16 protein-coding genes are annotated in these 15,129 nt (G+C 58.7%); 13 read left to right on the plus strand and 3 right to left on the minus strand.

What is annotated here, in order from left to right:
- Positions 1–104: 104 nt before the first annotated feature.
- On the minus strand, positions 105–779 hold the full coding sequence (locus ACWGS9_RS29635; RefSeq protein ID WP_454508575.1) for a lytic transglycosylase domain-containing protein: 675 nt from the start codon (positions 777–779) through the stop codon (positions 105–107).
- An 88-nt stretch (positions 780–867) separates the two neighbouring features.
- On the opposite strand from ACWGS9_RS29635, the gene ACWGS9_RS29640 reads away from it, so the two are divergent.
- The 3 genes from ACWGS9_RS29640 to ACWGS9_RS29650 are packed head-to-tail and all read left to right on the plus strand — an operon-like array spanning position 868 to position 2,190.
- On the plus strand, positions 868–1,488 hold the full coding sequence (locus ACWGS9_RS29640; RefSeq protein ID WP_454508576.1) for a hypothetical protein: 621 nt from the start codon (positions 868–870) through the stop codon (positions 1,486–1,488).
- Positions 1,475–2,029: a thermonuclease family protein gene (locus tag ACWGS9_RS29645; RefSeq protein WP_454508577.1), complete on the plus strand. Its 555-nt coding sequence runs from the start codon at positions 1,475–1,477 to the stop codon at positions 2,027–2,029. The genes ACWGS9_RS29640 and ACWGS9_RS29645 overlap by 14 nt, the downstream gene beginning before the upstream one ends.
- A complete protein-coding gene (locus ACWGS9_RS29650) occupies positions 2,026–2,190 on the plus strand; it encodes a hypothetical protein (RefSeq protein WP_454508578.1) in 165 nt (54 codons plus the stop codon). The genes ACWGS9_RS29645 and ACWGS9_RS29650 overlap by 4 nt, the downstream gene beginning before the upstream one ends.
- On the opposite strand, the gene ACWGS9_RS29655 is transcribed toward ACWGS9_RS29650, so the two are convergent.
- On the minus strand, positions 2,187–2,531 hold the full coding sequence (locus tag ACWGS9_RS29655) for a hypothetical protein (RefSeq protein WP_454508579.1): 345 nt from the start codon (positions 2,529–2,531) through the stop codon (positions 2,187–2,189). The genes ACWGS9_RS29650 and ACWGS9_RS29655 overlap by 4 nt on opposite strands.
- Positions 2,532–2,653: 122 nt before the next feature.
- Here ACWGS9_RS29655 and ACWGS9_RS29660 point away from each other — a divergent pair, with 122 nt between their 5' ends.
- The 10 genes from ACWGS9_RS29660 (at position 2,654) to ACWGS9_RS29705 (ending at position 14,449) form a co-directional block, all read left to right on the plus strand.
- Entirely contained in the window at positions 2,654–4,234 is a 1,581-nt protein-coding gene (locus ACWGS9_RS29660) for an RcgA family putative transporter (protein ID WP_454508580.1), read from the plus strand.
- Between the two features lie 11 nt (positions 4,235–4,245).
- On the plus strand, positions 4,246–5,271 hold the full coding sequence (locus ACWGS9_RS29665; RefSeq protein ID WP_454508581.1) for an alpha/beta fold hydrolase: 1,026 nt from the start codon (positions 4,246–4,248) through the stop codon (positions 5,269–5,271).
- 443 nt (positions 5,272–5,714) lie between these two features.
- Entirely contained in the window at positions 5,715–7,100 is a 1,386-nt protein-coding gene (locus ACWGS9_RS29670; RefSeq protein WP_454508582.1) for an ABC transporter substrate-binding protein, read from the plus strand.
- Between the two features lie 186 nt (positions 7,101–7,286).
- Positions 7,287–8,123 (plus strand): carbohydrate ABC transporter permease, encoded by an 837-nt coding sequence (locus tag ACWGS9_RS29675; protein ID WP_454508583.1) that lies wholly within the window; start codon positions 7,287–7,289, stop codon positions 8,121–8,123.
- Between the two features lie 10 nt (positions 8,124–8,133).
- A complete protein-coding gene (locus ACWGS9_RS29680) occupies positions 8,134–8,994 on the plus strand; it encodes a carbohydrate ABC transporter permease (protein WP_454508584.1) in 861 nt (286 codons plus the stop codon).
- Complete coding sequence (locus tag ACWGS9_RS29685) at positions 8,991–9,932, plus strand: ribokinase (protein WP_454508585.1); 942 nt, start codon at positions 8,991–8,993, stop codon at positions 9,930–9,932. Before ACWGS9_RS29680 ends, ACWGS9_RS29685 begins: the two co-directional genes overlap by 4 nt.
- A complete protein-coding gene (locus ACWGS9_RS29690) occupies positions 9,929–10,699 on the plus strand; it encodes an SDR family NAD(P)-dependent oxidoreductase (RefSeq protein ID WP_454508586.1) in 771 nt (256 codons plus the stop codon). Before ACWGS9_RS29685 ends, ACWGS9_RS29690 begins: the two co-directional genes overlap by 4 nt.
- Entirely contained in the window at positions 10,692–11,519 is an 828-nt protein-coding gene (locus ACWGS9_RS29695) for an HAD-IIA family hydrolase (protein ID WP_454508587.1), read from the plus strand. Before ACWGS9_RS29690 ends, ACWGS9_RS29695 begins: the two co-directional genes overlap by 8 nt.
- Positions 11,519–12,631 (plus strand): ABC transporter ATP-binding protein, encoded by a 1,113-nt coding sequence (locus ACWGS9_RS29700; protein ID WP_454508588.1) that lies wholly within the window; start codon positions 11,519–11,521, stop codon positions 12,629–12,631. Before ACWGS9_RS29695 ends, ACWGS9_RS29700 begins: the two co-directional genes overlap by 1 nt.
- A 45-nt stretch (positions 12,632–12,676) precedes the next feature.
- A complete protein-coding gene (locus ACWGS9_RS29705; protein WP_454508589.1) occupies positions 12,677–14,449 on the plus strand; it encodes a phosphoenolpyruvate hydrolase family protein in 1,773 nt (590 codons plus the stop codon).
- A gap of 25 nt (positions 14,450–14,474) precedes the next feature.
- Here the strand turns inward: ACWGS9_RS29705 and ACWGS9_RS29710 are convergent, their stop codons facing one another.
- Complete coding sequence (locus tag ACWGS9_RS29710; RefSeq protein ID WP_454508590.1) at positions 14,475–15,083, minus strand: hypothetical protein; 609 nt, start codon at positions 15,081–15,083, stop codon at positions 14,475–14,477.
- Between the last annotated feature and the right edge of the window lie 46 nt (positions 15,084–15,129).

The following is a 15,129-nucleotide window of genomic DNA, read 5'->3' on the forward strand; positions in this document are numbered from 1 at the left end:
GTATGCGCTTGCCGGCGCGAGCGCCATGCCGATCGCCGCAGCGGCTATAAACTGCAGGGCGAATTTGCCCGCCTTTTCATAATTCATCGTCCTCTCACTCCTTTTCAATTGCCAAAATCTATGACGTGACCATCTTGCCAGGCGGCGCTATCGACCGCGCCGGTCGCGGCCGCGTGACGATCGTCAACGTGGTTGGGAATGGCGCCCTTGATCAGCTTGCCGAGCTTCCAGCGATTGAGCACTTTCACCACGTATTTCGTGGTCTCGTCGTTCACCGGAATGCCGTTGGCTTTGTAAACGGTTTGCTCGCCGGCATTGTAGGCCGCCAACATCAACAGCGGATCATGGAACTCGTCATAAAGCGCTTTCAGATAGCGGACGCCTGCGCGGATATTGGCTTTCGCGTCGCATCTGTCGGCCACACCAAGACGCGACGCTGTGGCCGGCATCAGCTGCATGATGCCGAGAGCGCCCGTCCGAGACGGCCCTTGATTGCCGCCCATATCACTTTCTGCCCAGGCAACCGCCTCGGTTAGATCGGGGTCGAAGCCCTCTTCTTCGGCGATCTGCCGCACCAAGGCCGCGGCCCGCCGGCGGTCCGTCGGCGCACACGAGCCGCCGTCCACCGAACCGTGACTATCATCCGGAACGCTCGTAACCGCCGCGCCGGCCGGCGCTTGAAACGCCGCAATGCGCTTCGAGGTCGTGGCATTCGCATGGGCGCCGAATGACGCCATGACGCCATACAGCAACACCGCAAGGGCGATCCGGTTTTTCATTGCATTGCCGATTTTGACATTTTACTATGGGTATATGGTGCCAAAGTAAAGTGTCAATACGAGAAGCGGGATCGAGGCCAATTTTCCGATGAAGCAGATGCCCTTCCTCGCGGTTTTGTTGCTGCAAAGCACCGTTGTGTGCGCCGCCGATCTGGGCGCGAACGAGTCGCATCCGTTCGAGCAGCCCTCGACCGGGTATCTGCAGAAGTTCGCCAAACCTGGCGAAAAGATCTTCGTCTACGAGCGCTACGATGCCCGCGGGGGCCTTTATCAGCGCGAGGTGACGCAGTTGGTAGAGCCAGTCCACATCAAGTCCGCGACGGAACGCGTCATCAACGGCGTCACCTACAGGCTGCGTGGCCTCGCGGCCTGCCCGAAGCCCAAGATCACCTACAAGGCTGAGGAGTGGGATTGCACCAAGGCCGTGCAGGACTATGACGCCGCTGTTTATAACACCCGCGCATCCGTCGTGTTGTGCAAGACGCTGGTCCTGAAAAGCCAATCCGGCGTGCCGGACGCGGTTTCGTGCTTTGCGCTCGTCGGGGCTGGCAATGCCAACGATCCCTATTCGGTCTCCTATGACGACGATTCCATGGTCTTCTTTGACATGGCTGCGATCGGCCGCAACAAGGACGGCAAGTCCCTGCGACCAGATCTCGAACATGCCTCCGATCTCGGCAAGCAGTTCCAAAGCAATGAAGCGAACTAGCCTCGCCGCGCTCATCGCACTCACGTGCGCTCACGCCGCAAGCGCCGAAGGCGTCGGGCCCCCGAACGCGACCGGCACTCCCTTCCTGGTGTCGGAAAAGGTCGAACTGTTGACCGGAGACACGTGGCGCGACCATGGCAAGCTCTACCGGCTTTATGGCGTGCAATCGTGCTTGCGGGGCACAATCACCCTGGATGCGGAGGGCAAGGAGCTCGATTGCGGCAACGTCTCGCTCGCCCACCTGGCGGCCTTATTTTCGACGACGGCCGTGACTTGTCAGCCTATTGCCTTGGCGCTCGACAAAGCGACGTTTGTCGTCTGTGGCGCGAAACTCGACGGCGATACGATCGACGTTGGGACCGCCCTTATCGCGGCCGGCTACGCGTTCGCCGCCACCGACGCGAAAGGCTACGCCGTCAGTGCCAACTATCTGGTGGCTGAGCTCAACGCGAAGATGAAAGCTGATGGTCTTTGGGCGATGAAGTTTCAACATCCCATTGAACTTCTGCTGCTGGGACGGGCAGGGGAGCGCAAGCAATGAACCACGAGGATGAATCGAACCGCTATTACTATCCTGTCGAGGGCCGCACGGGCGGTGCAATATCCGGCGCCGCCGCATTTATCGTGATCATCGCGCTGCCGGCGCTGACCTATGCCGCATGGCACGCGCTCGCGTCTTGGATTTCCGCTCTCTTTTCTTAGGTCGGCAACTCGGCGAAAGACCGCAGCAGCTCATGCAGGTCGTCCCAATCCACGTCGCACCAACCGTTGTTCATGAGCCGCTTAAAATATGCGGCTTTGATTTTCAGCTCGCAAACATCGGCAACCGGCGCCATCGCTGCCTGCCGTCGCACAACCGCCTCGTCCGCCATCACGGCGTCAAGCCGTGATCCGATCAGCTCCGCCTCAGCCTCTTCGGCGTGCATCAATCGGTTCCCGAGGCTCTCGACCTCTGCCATGGCATGGCGGTGCGCCGCGATCAGACTCACAACTGCGTCCGCCTCTTGCGCTTCTCCGTTGCTGCACGCCAGTTCAACAGCCATCGTCCTGCTCCGAGTGATTCGTGGCCCGCCCCTCGCCCGTTGCATCGAGTTGAGAAATACGTTGATCAGGAACGATGGCACGATAGGATACGAAACGAAGCGAAATCAGAGCATGCAAGTAGTTGTTTAAAAATGGAAAGTTATTTCTCCCGCCACCGAGAGACGGGAGTGATCTCAAGGAATTATTCAAACGATTAACCGCGGCGGGTGCCGGTCGGCCATTGGGCAAAGATGGATTTCCTGCAGGCCCGTGGACGCCCGAGCTTCTTGCAGAGGCGATTTCGCAGATCGATTCCAACCGGATCGGGGTCGATCTGCGAACGGTGCAGCTTTGGTTTCAAGAGAACGAGAAGGGAATTAGCGCTGCCAACATTCGTTGGCTGGCGAGGGTTTTTGGCTGCGATGATCCGGTGGCTACCAGCGAATGGCAGATGGAGCTAAGTGCGGCGCAATCGCGGTTAGCGGCCAAGAGACGGGAACGGAAGAGCACCGCGGTGGCGGTTCCAGATATGGCTCGGCCCACGACCTTCGAAGACGACTCAGACCCCCCGGCGGAGCTGGCACGGGATCCTGACGCCAAGGGGGCGGGGCGGCGTTTCAGCTTGGCGAGGAGATCGGAGGCGTTTTTCAGTCGCGGATCTCCGTTGAATTTACCGGCGTCGGTGTTTGCGGGTGCCGCCGCTCTTGGGTTTTTGTCGTATATTACGGGGATTCACGACGCTACCTACGTCCGGGCGGATGGCCTCGTTAAGCAGGTTGGGTTTCTTTGGGCGCCGAATTGGACGTTCCTCTTCATGGTGCTTTTGCCCTTGTTTTTTGCATTCGTGACAGAGCTGCTTGTCTTTTGGAAAAATGACGGACGCTTGAAGCTAGTAGCGGAGGGCGACCAGGTGAAAAGCGACGATGTATGGGCGTACAACGTCGAAGCTTCTTCGTATTCATATTGGGCTGTTTTTCTGATTTGTGTGGTGTTCGCCGGTCTTTTTCAGTGGATCGGCGTGTGTTTGCTCCCGCTGATGAAAGGCGGCGGCAATTATGCGACGGACTGGGGCAAATTGGCGATTTTGCGCCCTGAGCTCATCTCGGTGCCGGAAGAGGTCGTGTTCACCGGGCTAGCTTACCTCTATATGTGCCTGTGCTTTTATCTTTTCTTTGTCGGTCTCATTTTGCTTTACACGGTTGTCCATGATCTATGGACAATTGGCGGGGGGGCATCGAAAAGTGGGCCGGAGGCGGATTATCAACGTGAGGTCAATGAAATCGGCCTCAGGGTGATGCGTGGGATTTTTCGGTGTACTGTTTTGGGTGTTCTGATCGCCATATGCATGAAGGCCCAAAGCGCTTACCTGACATCGCGTGGAGAAAATATCGTGGCTTGGTTGGTCGGCGATATGTCTTCAACCTTGTATGGCGGCAACGACGTGAGCGACGGGATCGCCTACAGGATGCCGACGCATTACAGCAGCTTTCTCATCGTTATTTCGACCTGTGTTGTTTTTGTGTATGGGATCATCCGTTTAGGCGTCGGAAGTCGATTTCAGGCGCCTTTGTGGAAGATGTCGGCGGCCGTGGCGTTACTCGTTGCGGGCTACTTGCTGATCGATGCATTTGCTGGCTTTTCGATCCTTCTGGCCATTGGAGTGCTGCTTGCGACATACGGCCTCTTTGATCCCGGATTCGGGGATGGCGAGCGAGCGAGTTAGGAAAAATCAGAGTGTTTTATAGGTGGCTTGATCGATGGGATGAGCGTCGCGCGCAACGCGGTGAGGAAGGGAAGAAGATAACGGGTCTCGTCCTCGACGCGGACCGCGTCTTTCCGGGAGCCAGCAAGACTGCGAGCATCGAGGAGTTTTGTGTGCTTGCGGACCAGGCCGTGGCTGATCCAGCATTTTTCGATGAGCCGAGCGAGAGCGATCAGGGTTTTGAAAGGAAAGATGGGTGGCTGAAATTTCCATCGGACATTGCGACTGATATCGCAGCGAACAATCTTGTGTGGGCGAAAATCACGGAAAGCGGGTCATTCGATCAGGCCATGGTGATCTTTCACCATTGGAACGCCAGCGCGCGGAACCGTCAGATTGCCAACTTTTTCTCGCGGCGTGGTATCACCGTTGTCGAGATCGCCATGCCTTATCACTTCGAGCGCAGCCGTCCCGGCTCCCTCCACGCCGACTATATGCTTAGCCCCAATCTCGGGCGAACGATCCAGTCTGTAAGGCAGGGAGTATTGGATGGGCGAAAGCTCATACGTTGGTTGAAGAGCGAAGGTTACAGAGAGATTTCGGTTCTTGGTATGAGCTTAGGTTCCTGGGTTGCGGGGTTAATTGCTGCGCACGACTCGGCTGTGTCAAAAGCCTCGCTGTTTCTGACGGCGGGGAGTCTAGCGGATATGGTTTGGACGGGTCGCGCGACACGATTGATACGCGATAGCCTTGAGCCCGAGATTTTGCTGACCGATCTCAGAAGGGCCTGGGGCTCACTTAACTTGGAGAATTACGCACCTAGCTTGGCGCGCCCTGATCTCGATCTTCACGTTGTGTTGGCTAAGAGAGACAAAGTGGTGTTACCGGAGCTATCAGAGAGGTTCATACAGAAGCTGAATGGCGCCGGAGCTAGGCTAAATATTTTGGAATTAAACTGTGGTCACTATTCGCTCGCCATGCCGCCGTACATTTTGTTGGCCGGTTTGAGCCTGAAGCGGTTTCTGTCGTGTGCTGGCAAGTCGGCCCTGCGGTCCTGATTTGTGTAATAGCGCCTCAGGACCGCAGTCGCGAGCGCTGAGGTTCAGATGAGGCGGCTCAACCGGTTGATCAGATCACGCCCTGTGGCGCCAGTCTCATCCCGGTCTGCAGAGCCTCAGTTAAGAGCGTTTATGGACTAACCTCGCGCCTTTCGCTTGGAGGACGCCTTCGTGGCCACATCGCCAAAATCCGCGAACGATTTCCTTGGATCGGAATAGGCGTGAGGCTCTGGAACATCGCCTGCGGGACTCAGGCGCGTCATAGATCAAGTCGCCGAAGGGCTAACTCAGCGAGAATCCGCGCAGAGCTTACCCAATCTTACTCAATTGGCTCTCCGAAACCTGCTCCATCCATTGAGGCCAGCGGTAGCTTGGTCGTGCCGCGGGCCGGGATCTAGGGGCGCGGGGCGAAGCTGGGTCATTGAGCCCTTTGGGAGGAAAACATGTTCGCAAAGCTCGCCGCTCTTCGCGGCCATTCAATCTATATTGCCCGGGGGGCGCTGATGTGTTCCCTGCTCACGGCAGCTACGATCGCTGCGGAACAGCCTGCGCGTGCGGAACGCGTAAACTGGCGTCAGTTCGAAGGCACCTCGATCGTCTGGGCCTATGACATTCACCCGTATGCAGACGCCGTCGCTGCACAGCTTCCCGAATTCGAGAAGCTCACCGGCATTAAGGTGACCCCGGAACTCTACCCGGACGACTCCTACTGGAACAAATTGACGATCCAGCTCACCACTAAATCCCCGGCCTGGGACGTGGTCGGCACAGGTATCGAACCATCGTGGGACTTCGCTCCCAGCGCGTTGCTGGAGCCGCTCGACACCTACCTCAACGATCCCAAACTCACGAGCCCAAGCTACGACTACAAGGACTTTTTCCCCTCACTGCGCGACGCGCTGACCTGGAACGTGAAAGACGGCCAGATCGAGCCGGGGACGGGCCATGTCTGGGCGATCCCGCATGCGTTCGAGAACATTCAGCTGTTCTATCGCAAGGACATTCTCGACAAGTACGACATCAAGGTGCCCGCAACCCCACCTGAGATGGCGGCTGCTTGCGAGAAGCTGAAGACGGCCGATCCGTCGATTACGCCTCTGGGAGTTCGCGGCGTGCGCTTCTGGAGCAGTATCCACACCGCGCCGGTCTCCATCGCCAAGTCGTACGGCGTGCATGACTTTTTCATGAAAGACGGCAAGCTCGACACAGGTTTGGACTCGCCCGAATCGATCGCATTCCACAAGGATTATGTGGATATGATCAAGAAGTGTGCGGCACCCTCCTTTGCCAATGACAACTGGTACCAGGTTGTCGACGGCATTTCTTCCGGCCGTACGGCAATGGCGATCGACTCGAACATGTTCGGCTTCTGGAACGACGTGGCGGGCAAGCCTGCCTCGGGCAAGATTGCATTTGCGCCGCCGCTGCATGCGCCAAATGCCCAGAACTTCGAATCGAACATCTGGATATGGTCCCTGGCGATGAACGCCGCGTCGCAAAAGAAAGGGGCAGCTTGGCTGTTCATTCAGTGGGCGACTTCCAAGGAAGTTGACCTGAACGGTGCGGTCGCAGGCAAACTCGTCAATTCGCCACGCACCTCGACCTGGACTGACAAGGCGTGGCTCGACTACGCGACCAAGCCGGAGTTCAATGACTTCGTCGACACTTTCAAGACGGTCCAGGACAGGGCGGCATTGGCCTTCACGCCAAGAGTAGGCTTCGGCGAGGCAATGAATGCCTGGGCGGTCGCCATGCAAAAGATGGTCAACGGGGCCGACGTGGAAACGACGCTTCACGACCTTGCCAAGGAAATCCGGTCCTCCCTGTAGACCGCGGAAGGGGGCGGCGCGAGAGTGTCGCCCCCTTCATTCTGACGGAGCTAGACGAGAATGGAATTTCGTGGTTCAAGCGTGAGCGCATCGGTCCATCCGTCCAGCTTGCTTGTTGCAACGCAAAAGGCGGGGCCTGTGAGAACAAATGCAAGGCGCAGAATCGAGTGGTGGAGTATTGCGGCTGTGGCGCCGGCCGTCATCATCCTGCTCGGCTTTCTCCTGCTTTTCTTCTATGGCGTCTTTCAATCCCTCACCGATCTGAAACTCGGGCGGCCGCTGGTCCGCTTCGTTGGCCTTGCCAACTATTCAGCTTTGATGAAGGACAGTGATTTCTGGAACAGCGTCCGTGTCACGCTCACCTACGGGATTTCCGCAGTACTGATCGAGGCTGCGCTTGGTCTGGCGATCGCCAAGCTGTTCGCATCGGAAGTGCTTTTGGCGCGCCTCTTGCGCCCCGTCATTCTGCTGCCTCTCGTCCTGCCCCCGATGAGCGTTGCTCTTATGTGGACGACCATGATGGACCCGCAGCGCGGCATTCTGAACTATTTGCTGTCTCTCGTCGGGATTGCTCCGTTCCCCTGGATCTCCGATCCGGCAACGGCCCTGCTTTCGCTGATCCTGATCGACGTTTGGACATACACGCCCTTCTTCACGCTGATCATCTTCGCGGGGCTGCAGGGCATCACCGACGACATCCGGGAGGCGGCGCGGGTCAACGGCGCCAGGGGCTGGGCGACCTTCGTACACATCGAGCTGCCGCTCGTGGCGCCTTACATCCTGATTGCAGCAGTCTTCCGGCTGATCGAATCCTTCAATCAGTTCGACATCATCTTCGGCACCACCCAAGGCGGACCAGGAAACAGCACCGCCGCGCTTTCGGTCCAGGCCTACATCACCGCTTTCCAGAACCTGAGCTTCGGCCGCGGCGCGGCCATCATGGTGGTCAACTGGCTGATCGTACTGGCCGGCGCTTTCCTGACCGTCAGGCTCTGGCAGTCCGTCCGTCGACGGGTCACCTGAAGGGTCAGTCATGCGCGTTTATCGCTCCCGTTTCACAACCCTTATTCTCAACCTCCTGGTCGCTGCTTGCGGGATCGTGCTGGCTTTTCCGCTGGTGTGGATCGTGATGATGTCGTTGAAAGGCCAAGCCGATGTCATGGCCTGGCCGCCAAGCTTCGTCTTCACGCCGACCTTCGAAAATTTTCGCGTCCTGTTCGACCTCGCCCAAGCCGGTGCGACCAGCTATGGCACCATCAAGGTCGATTTCCTGACGCCGATCACCAACAGCGTGGTGATCGCCCTCGGCTCGGTGATCGTGTCGCTCTTCGTAGGCGTCCCCGCCGGCTATGTGCTGGCAAGGCGTGACATTCCATTCAAGGAGGACATAGCCTTCTTCATCCTGGGCTTCCGGTTTGCGCCGGTGCTGCTCGTAGTCATCCCGCTCTTCAACATCTTCCAGTCGATCGGTCTCTACGACACCTATTTGGGCATGATCTGGGTGTACCAGGTCATCACGCTACCCATGATCGTCTGGCTGAGCAGGTCCTATATCGAGGACATCCCGAAAGATATTGAGGAAGCAGCCGCAATCGAGGGCGCCAAGCCCGTCCGCATCGTGCTGCATATCGTGCTGCCACTGCTCAAACCTGGAGTGATCGGTGCTTCTTTGCTCGTTTTCCTGCTTGCCTGGCACAATTTTGCGCTCGGGCTGATCCTGACCTCGGCCAAGGCTCCTGTGACCGTCGCCCTTCTCAAGCTTCTCAATCCGGGCCTGCAGTTCTATCCCGTAATGGCGGCGGGATTGGTGGTCACCATGATTGTCCCGGTTATCTTGATCGTCGTCGGCCAGCGCCACCTGGAGCGCGGTCTCACCTTCGGAGCCGTGAAATGAAGACCCGGCCCTTGATGTTCTTCGGAACGACAAATCTCGACCTTTGCTTCAACGTCGAGCGCCTGCCGACGCCGGGCGAAACCCTGATCGGCAGGCTTGCTCGAAATGCCGGAGGCAAAGGCGCCAACCAAGCGGTCGCCGCTGCGCGGCTTGGGCTTCGTCCGCACTTTTACACACGCCTCGGAGACGACGAAGCTGGCCGGCAACTGCTTCAGTCGCTGATGGAAGCCGGCGTGAGAACCGATGCGGTCGAAGTCTGTCAGGACGAACCTTCCGGTTCCGCCATGGTCATGGTTGGAGATGACGGCGCCAATATGATCGCCATCTACCTAGGTGCCAATCTCAGCGCAACTGCACTAACGGTTGAGAAAGCCGCCGCCTTCGTCGAGCCGGATGCGATTGTCGTGGCCGAGATGGGCATGCCGGTTGCCGCGCTCGAGCGCCTTTTCGAGTTGAAGACCGACAAGGGCTTCGAGCTCATCTTCAACCCGGCCCCAGTACGGCCCGGGCTTTCCGCCGAGGCCTGGAGGAACATTGATTACCTTACTCCGAACCAGACCGAGACGTTCGAACTGACGGGAATCGAGGTCGTCGACTTTGAGAGTGCCGCGCAGGCGGCGCGCAAGCTTCTCGATCTCGGTCCAAAGGCGGCATTGATTACCCTGGGGGCGCACGGCGCCTACTATTGCGGTGGAAGCGCATCGTTCGGGCTGCCTGCCTTCCCCATCAAGGTCGTGGACACGACCGGGGCTGGAGACGCTTTCAACGGTGCGTTTGCCGCCTTCCTGGCGCAAGGCTTAGCCGTGCGGGAGGCGATCAGAAAGGCCATGGCTGTGGCGGCCCTTTGCGTTAGTCGGCGCGGTGCCCAGGATTCGATGCCGACGGCCCGGACGGTCGAAGACTTTCTCAATCAGCAAACCGTATTGGAGTTGGAATGAGCGGACAATTTTCAGTCGCAGGGCGAACAGTGCTGGTAACCGGTGCAGGTGGCGGCATCGGCTCGGCTATCGCCGACGCGTTCCGAGTGCAAGGCGCGAACGTTGTCGCCACAGACGCCGATCTGGAGGCGCTGAAGCGGACGCTGAGTCAACTCCCCCACGGAACAGAGATCGTGCCGGAGGCAATGGACGTCACGCGTGAGGACGATATCGCCAGAGTGCTGACTACAGTCGAGCAACGGTTCGGCGGCCTGGACGTTTTGGTCAACAATGCAGGCATAAAGTCTGCCGAATCGCTCCTCAATGGCAGTGTGAACAAAATCGACCGCACCATTCAGATCAACTCGGTCGCGGTCCTGCTCTGCTGCAAGTTGGTTGTCGAACGCTTCATGAAGGGCAAGGGCGGCCGGATCGTCAACATCGGTTCGTCGCTTTCCTCGCAAGGCGCGGTCTTTAACTACCAGGCCGGTGGCGCGGATTATTGTCTGTCAAAGGCAGTCGTGCACGATGTGACGAAACTGCTTGCTTACGAGTGCGCGCCGCTGCGCATCAATGTCAACGCGATCGCACCGGGCATCATCGACACGCCGATGCACGGTCGGCCGCGCGAGGAAACCGAAGCGCGTCACAGTGGGCGCATCCCCTTGGGAAGGGTGGGCGTGCCGCAGGATATCGCCGGTCTGGCGGTGTTCCTGGCCAGTCCGGCGGCTGACTACATCACCGGCCAGGTGGTCCATGTGAATGGCGGGATGTTGATGAATGGCTGAGCCGAACACGCATCAGGACTGGCCGCCGGTAGACGGGATCATCTCCGATCTCGACGGCGTCATCTACCGCGGCAAGGCCTCTATCCTCGACGCGGTGGAGACGTTCAATCGATGGCAGGCTCGGGAGCTGCCCTTCTGCTTCGTGACCAACAACTCCACCCATACGCCGGACGACGTGATTTCCAAGTTGGCGGGGTTCGGACTTTCAATCGGGCCGGGTAACGTCGTGACCAGCGCCATCACAACCGCGGAGCTCATCCGCAATAACTACCCGAACCTGAGCCGAGTCTATGTGATCGGAGCGCCTTCCCTGATCGGCGCCATCGCCGCTGCCGACCTGGAGGTCACGGACCGAAAACCGCAGGTCGTGGTGATGGGACTGGATCGTCTGATCACGCATGAAAAAATGCGCATCGCGGTAAACGCTATTTTGCAGGGTGCCGTGTTCATCGGGACGAACCCGGATCTGCTCTTGCCGACGGAAGATGGCTTCGAACCCGGAGCTGGCGCTACGCTGGCGGCTGTCGCCGCAGCCACGCAGACAAAGCCGCTCATCGTCGGCAAGCCCGAAGTGCATATGATCGAGACGGCGCTGGCCCGCCTTGGAACACCCCGTAAGTCGACTTTAATGATTGGAGACCAGATTGCGACCGATATTCAAGCCGGCAAACGTGCGGGCCTCCCGGCCGTCCTGGTGACGACCGGGGTGCCTCAACGGCCGGATGCGACGCTGATTGCGCCTGACTTCACCGTGTCCAGCCTAGCTGAGATGAGACTCGGGAATGATTGCAGCCGAAGCATGCAGCAGGGGAGGATATGATGGCAGAAGTTCGCCTCGAAAGGATCAATAAGGCCTACGGAAATGTACAGATCCTCCATGACATCGATCTGGAGATCAATCACGGCGAATTCGTCGTCTTCGTTGGTCCCTCGGGATCGGGCAAGTCTACCCTTTTGAGGATCATCGGAGGGCTGGAACGCATAAGCGAGGGGCGGCTCCTTATCGACGACAAGGTCGTCAACAATATCGACGCGGCGGATCGCAATCTGGCTATGGTGTTCCAGAGCTATGCGCTTTACCCACACATGACCGTGCGCCAGAATCTTGCGTTTCCCCTGCGCATGGCAAAAGCCGGCGCCAACGAGATACAGGCTAAAGTGACCCAGGCGGCGGCCCTGTTGCAGGTCGAGCATTTGCTCGACAGGAAGCCCCGGCAGTTGTCCGGTGGCCAGCGGCAACGGGTGGCGATCGGCCGCGCGATCGTGCGCGAACCGAAGGTCTTTCTGTTTGACGAACCGTTGTCCAATCTCGATACCGAACTACGGGTCCAAATGCGCGTGCAGATTGCCAAGCTTCACAAGCAGCTCGGCAATACGATGATTTATGTGACGCACGATCAGTGCGAAGCCATGACGATGGCGGACAAGATCGTCGTGCTGAAGGACGGCAACATCGAGCAGGTCGGCACGCCGCACGATCTTTATCACAATCCGGCTTCTCAGTTTGTGGCCGGCTTTATTGGCTCGCCGAAGATGAACTTCCTGAACGCCACGCTCGAGGCCGTGCATCAAGAGCGGGTTGAAATCAGACTTGAGACGGGTTTGACGGTCTCCTTGCCTATAGACGCTGACGCCCAGGCGGTGGGCAAACCGGTTGTCCTCGGCATCAGGCCTGACGATTTCAGGGCTGCATCACATAGCGATGAGGAACTGGCCATCGAGCTCGACGTCGACTTCGTCGAACATCTGGGCAACGCCACTTATCTCTACGGCAACGCTGCAGGCGCCAATCTCGTCACGCGTGCCCCCGGTCTCGAAGCAGCAGGCAGGGTCGAGAGAATTCGTCTTGCCGTTACGCCCGCGGATTGCCATCTTTTCCTTGCCAGCGGCAAGGCATTGCGAAGGTTGCGGGCACCGACGAGCTGGAACTGATTGCTCCCTCGCATAGCGCCAAACGCGAGTGAATTGGGACGCCCTATGAAACAGGCGCGAGATGGCAGCATCAGGCAGTTCCCTGGAAATGCGCGCTCCTTCATGCTCGGCGCGGGTATCGGATCCGGGATGACTGCCCGGGCAGCCGAGCGGGCCGGGGCGGATTTCGTGCTGGCACTCAATGCGGGCCGCTTTCGCGCCATGGGCGGTTTCTCCCCAGCTTCTATCCTTCCCATTCGAAACAGCAACGAGTTCGTAGCCGGCTTCGGCACGACGGAGATTCTGCCGAACACCAGGCTTCCGGTCTTCTTCGGGGCATGCACATTTGATCCGAGGCTCGACATCGAGCGTTTTCTAGACAGGATCGTCAGATGGGGCTTTTCCGGCGTTACGAACTTCCCCTCCGTCATTCATATTGACGATCGTCGGCGGGCAATCCTGGAGCAGTACGGCCTAGGCTACGGCCGCGAGGTCGAACTCTTAGTCAGGGCGGCCGCGCGCGGCCTCATGACAATAGGCTATACCCGCACGCAATCCGAAGCGCGCCAAATGGTAGAGGCTGGGGTTCAAGCCATCTGTATGAATTTCAACCTCAATCCTGATGCCGAAAGCGGGGCGCAGCCTTCGATCGGACTGGCCGAACTCGCCGCGCGCACGCGCGACCTCGCCCGCACCGTTCATGCGATCGACAGAAATGTGGTTTGCCTGTTGGGCGGAGGTCCGATTACCAAGCCGGACGAACTCCTGGACGTCTGTCGCGAAACTGCGACGCAGGGGTTCATAGGTGGATCCTCGCTTGACCGCGTTCCCCTGGAAACGTCGGTGCTCGAAGTGACTTCCGGTTTCAAGACAATTCACCTGCTGCGCGAGAAAGTCGACCTCCTGGAGCGGCAGCTGCAGCTGAGCGGCTACAGGCACGGGATCATCGCCCAGTCGTCGGCTATGAACCGGGTTTTGGAGACAGCCAAACGATTGGCGGCCAGCCCCAATCCTGTGCTGGTCTGGGGCGAGGCGGGTTCGGGCAAGAGGCGCGTGGCCGGTCTTGTCCACGCTCTGAGCGACCGCAGGCATTTCAAGCCGGTGGTATTTGCGTGTCGGCCCGGTCCGTTGAGCGATACGGTTGGAACCTTATTCGGCATCGAACGCGACCAAGAAACAAAACGACGCGTATCGCTGCTCGATACTGCGAGGGACACCTCAATCCTTCTCTTGCACTTAGACCAATTTTCTGTCGAAGGGCAGGAACGCCTCGCCGATTATCTCGAGACGGGCACCTTTGCACCGTTGAACGGCGCCTCGCCAATGCGCTCCAACGCTAGGGTGCTTGCTACCGCGACGGTGTTGCGGAGTGCCAACCTCGAAAGCGTACTTCATCCCCGACTTCTCTCCTTGTTCGGCGGGATGGACATTGCGGTGCCGGCCTTGCCGGATCGCCTGGAAGACTTGCCACAGTTGCTCAATCACTTCGCGGTCGAGGCAAAGGGGGACGCCCATTCTCGAGCCTTGCACATAGAAAACTCCGCGTTCCTGGCACTTGCCAGCCATCGTTGGCCCGGGAACCTGAGAGAACTTCGGCACCTCGTCGACCAACTGGTCACACTGGCTCCGGACACGCACATCACCGCCGACGTTTTGGCGCCGTTGCTGAATACGTCGAACAAGCCACCCGCCAGGCAAGCCAACACGCTGTCGGAACGCGATTGGATCATAGAGGGACTGAAGCGCAACAGGCTCCATCGCGGCAAGACGGCCCGTTATCTCGGGCTGTCAAGAAAGACCCTCTACAACAAGATCAAGAAATTGCGGATTCTGGAGTGACGGCCACTCGTATGATTATTGGGCATCAAGCGCTCCGCGCCACCAATTCAAAAACCGCGGGAGACCCCGGGTGTTGGGGGCCAATTGAGCTCTCTGTCATCGCTAGCTCTAGCTCCTCGCCGATCGGCAGCTTAAATGCCACCGTCGAAATGTAGAGAATGGCGTCGAGGCAGGTCTTGAGACGGGTTTGCGCCACAGCAATCACATGGCTGGTCGAGGTCGCAAAGATCGTTCTAAAGCCCAAGCTTCCAAACCATTCGAGACGTCTGAGCTCAAGGTCCTGCCCGGGGTCGATCGTCGCGCCTGCGGCCGCCTGTTCGACAATCGAGGCGGGCGGGAAGTTGATGACTCCAGACAGGCCTGTTTCCTGCAGCAGGTCGGCAAGATCTTCCCAGCAGGCAAAGGGATCGACCATGACCATGGCCGCGTAGGCAGGATGTTGCCTTCCCTCGCGACGCGCGCGCAGCGCCTGCAACAGACAGTCATTCCAGTCGATCACTGGCAAGGTCGCCATGACAAGCGGCGAGCCTTGCGGGAGATGAGCAAGCGACGGGGCGTAGATTTGTAAGCTTTTGGTTGGCCTGCCATCGGGCAGGTTCGCTGAAAGTCTGCCCATATTCACTGCGCTACCCAACTTTACCCATCCAAGCCTCACCGCAATCTTATAGACGGCGCGGCTG

This window comes from Mesorhizobium sp. Arg314 (assembly GCF_053714275.1).

Bases quoted from the DNA above. Each gene is read 5' to 3' on its own strand.
- ACWGS9_RS29690 (WP_454508586.1), top strand. From the start codon at position 9,929: ATGAGCGGACAATTTTCAGTCGCAGGGCGAACAGTGCTGGTAACCGGT.
- ACWGS9_RS29640 (WP_454508576.1), top strand. From the start codon at position 868: ATGAAGCAGATGCCCTTCCTCGCGGTTTTGTTGCTGCAAAGCACCGTT.
- ACWGS9_RS29685 (WP_454508585.1), top strand. From the start codon at position 8,991: ATGAAGACCCGGCCCTTGATGTTCTTCGGAACGACAAATCTCGACCTT.
- ACWGS9_RS29650 (WP_454508578.1), top strand. From the start codon at position 2,026: ATGAACCACGAGGATGAATCGAACCGCTATTACTATCCTGTCGAGGGC.
- ACWGS9_RS29695 (WP_454508587.1), top strand. From the start codon at position 10,692: ATGGCTGAGCCGAACACGCATCAGGACTGGCCGCCGGTAGACGGGATC.
- ACWGS9_RS29670 (WP_454508582.1), top strand. From the start codon at position 5,715: ATGTTCGCAAAGCTCGCCGCTCTTCGCGGCCATTCAATCTATATTGCC.
- ACWGS9_RS29700 (WP_454508588.1), top strand. From the start codon at position 11,519: ATGGCAGAAGTTCGCCTCGAAAGGATCAATAAGGCCTACGGAAATGTA.
- ACWGS9_RS29705 (WP_454508589.1), top strand. From the start codon at position 12,677: ATGAAACAGGCGCGAGATGGCAGCATCAGGCAGTTCCCTGGAAATGCG.
- ACWGS9_RS29655 (WP_454508579.1), bottom strand. From the start codon at position 2,531: ATGGCTGTTGAACTGGCGTGCAGCAACGGAGAAGCGCAAGAGGCGGAC.
- ACWGS9_RS29645 (WP_454508577.1), top strand. From the start codon at position 1,475: ATGAAGCGAACTAGCCTCGCCGCGCTCATCGCACTCACGTGCGCTCAC.
- ACWGS9_RS29680 (WP_454508584.1), top strand. From the start codon at position 8,134: ATGCGCGTTTATCGCTCCCGTTTCACAACCCTTATTCTCAACCTCCTG.
- ACWGS9_RS29635 (WP_454508575.1), bottom strand. From the start codon at position 779: ATGAAAAACCGGATCGCCCTTGCGGTGTTGCTGTATGGCGTCATGGCG.